The sequence below is a fragment of the Burkholderia sp. BCC1998 genome (genome assembly GCF_905339875.1).
In the GTDB taxonomy this organism is placed as follows: domain Bacteria; phylum Pseudomonadota; class Gammaproteobacteria; order Burkholderiales; family Burkholderiaceae; genus Burkholderia.
This window is the reverse complement of sequence record NZ_CAJPHE010000059.1, coordinates 1-2,682: the sequence shown is the minus strand read 5'-3', so window position 1 is coordinate 2,682 and position 2,682 is coordinate 1. Positions and strand designations below refer to the sequence as shown.

The window sequence follows — 2,682 nt, the reverse complement described above, 5'->3', positions numbered from 1 at the left end:
ACTCATAAGTGCGCCATGGATAGGGCGCACAAACGTTGTAACGGTAGTTACGCCACAGGAGCGGCTGTGGCTAAAGCAGCGACTTACCTGATCGGGAAACCGTGAGGGGACTGCAGCATGTCGTGAAAAGGCAGATAAGGAAGAAGCTGTGCTTCCAAGAGGTCTGTCAGCTAGGCTGGACACGGTGAAGGCTGTATTGCTTGAACCCGAATCCTACCGGGGCATGTTTCGTCAACCCTCAGACACCACAGTTTTACGTCTGAGGTCAGGAAGTCTAGGGTGGCGATTATGAACGCCCTGGAAGCTCCCTCCTGACACGGGCTTCCGAGTCGGAAGAAATGGATGAAATGGGCACCTAAACCCAGAGCACGTTTGTGTGTTAACCATGGGATCGCCTAAGGGGAGTGATCCCTAAAAGGATACAATCAGAACATCGAATGTATCTTGGCAATAGATGGAGCTGGCAACAGATCCGACTATTGCTGGCGACGGAGTTGTGGTAGTACCTGTGTAGTGAAACAGTGGGCCTGTAGCTCAGTGGTTAGTAGCAGTCGACTCATAATCGATTGGTCGCAGGTTCAAATCCTGCCAGGCCCACCAAGTACCTACATACGACCTCGGTAATGCGGGGTGAAAGGGAAGCACAACAGGCTGGACGCGCGTCCAACGACGAAGGTTTACTCGGATGAGTAATAACGACCTACAGCGTTTGGAGGCGCTGCGCAAGAAAAACGCTGATCCAAATTGGGTCAACGGGGAACTCTATCGCCTAATGTACAAGGAAGATCTGTACGTGGTGGCGTACGAGCGGCTGAAAAGCTCCCCCGGAAACATGACCCCTGGAGCCGACGGGACAACACTCGACGAGTTTTCACTGGCAACAATAAAAAACATCGTCTCCCAGATGCGGACTGAATCATTTCAGTTCAGCAGAGCACGTAGAGTGCATATCCCGAAAGCGAACGGTGGCAAGCGCCCGCTAGGTATCGCTTCCCCTAAGGACAAGGTGGTTCAGGAGGTCGTGAGAATGATTCTTGAGGCCATCTATGAAAGTCCATATGGGCCGAGCTTTTCGGAAGCAAGTCACGGTTTCAGACCCAATCGAGGTTGTCACACGGCGCTTAAGTCGATACGGGATAACTGGAGCGGGGTTTCGTGGGTTGTCGAAGGCGACGTCAAAGCTGCCTTTGATAATATTGACCACAATCTCCTGATCGGGCACCTGAAGAAGCGCATTAGTGACACGCGATTCCTCAACCTGATCAGGAAAGCCCTGACGGCGGGCTACTATGAGTTTCGTACGCCGGTGAACAGCGACATCGGTACACCGCAGGGTTCCATTGTCTCTCCCATCCTGTGCAATATCTTTCTGCATGAGCTTGATCTATTTATGATCGAACGCATCGCTTGTACAGAGAAAGGCGAGAAACGTGGTAGAAGCCTTGAGAGCATCAGAGCCTATAAGAGATTGGAGAAAGCTCGTCGAGAAATCGAAAGGCTTGCGCCAAGATCCGAAGAACGGGCCCTGAAGGCTAAGGAGATAAAGGCGGCCAAGCTAGCCAATATGCGAGTGCCATCGGGTATTAATGACGGCTCTTTCATTAGGCTTAAGTATGTCCGCTACGCGGACGACTGGTGTGTTGGTGTCAATGGGCCAAAATGGATGGCCGAGCAAATCCGAAATGAGGTTCGAGACTTCATGAAAGAAAGGCTTGGGCTTACGCTCAACATGGAGAAAACGCATATTCGTCATGCGAAGACCGAGGAAGCTTTCTTTCTCGGGACGCGCATAAAAATCGGGTCAACCACGCAGAAGGTGCAAAAGGTGGTCCGAAACGGAAAAGCGTTCGACAAGCGAGTTACAGGTTGGCTGCCGCAATTGTGGGCACCGGTAGGCAAATTAGTGGGCAAGTTACACGTCAAAGGTTTTTGTGGAAGCGAGGGCGAACCCACGCCGAAGTACATTTGGGTTCTGCTGGACGACGATCAAATCGTTTCTATCTATGGGTCGGTACTACGAGGACTGCTGAATTACTACAGCTTTGCAGACAATTATGCAAAGCTGTCAAGGGTCCAGTACATTCTGAAATACTCGGCCGCGCTGACCTTGGCCACAAAACACAGACTCTCGTTGAAGCAGGTTTTCCGGAAATACGGGGATAGCCTAGCAGTGTTTAAGCAGAACAGTAAGGGTAAGACCTTCGGGGTTAGCTTGCCAGTCGTCACAGATTGGTCGCGTCGCCCCTCGCGGTTCATGATTCGTGAAACACCATCACCCGACTCCATCCTGCTGAGGCACTCGCGAATGCGTACTCGAAGCAAGCTCGGGGAATCGTGCGCTATTTGTGGTTCGGACGCTGGCGTACAGATGCATCACGTCAGACACGTCCGGAAGATGGGAGATCGACCACCCAAAGGCTTTACGAGGCTTCTTGCTACGTTGAACCGGAAGCAGATACCCGCATGTGGTAGCTGTCACGCCAAGATACACGCAGGGGCTTACGATGGGTTAAAGCTGCGAGACCTTCACAACCCGTTCGCGGCGGCGAGATGATGGCGCAGTAGGATAGCTGGAGAGCGCAATGCTTGGAAACTTGCACGTTGCGTTCGGAGGAAGGTAGTTGGTTTCCTGCGTCAGACGGCGTCGCCGCGGTGCGCAAGGGGCTGGCTACCGATCCTACT

General features: G+C 52.5%; 1 protein-coding gene and 1 tRNA gene. Both read left to right on the top strand.

Annotated elements, in window-relative coordinates; genetic code table 11:
- Positions 1 to 523: 523 nt before the first annotated feature.
- Positions 524 to 600, top strand: a tRNA-Ile gene (locus tag U5A56_RS36700).
- An 85-nt stretch (positions 601 to 685) separates the two neighbouring features.
- Positions 686 to 2,554 carry a reverse transcriptase/maturase family protein gene (locus tag U5A56_RS36695; protein ID WP_257776133.1) on the top strand — a complete coding sequence of 623 codons (1,869 nt, stop codon included), beginning with the start codon at positions 686 to 688 and terminating at the stop codon, positions 2,552 to 2,554.
- Positions 2,555 to 2,682: the final 128 nt, after the last annotated feature.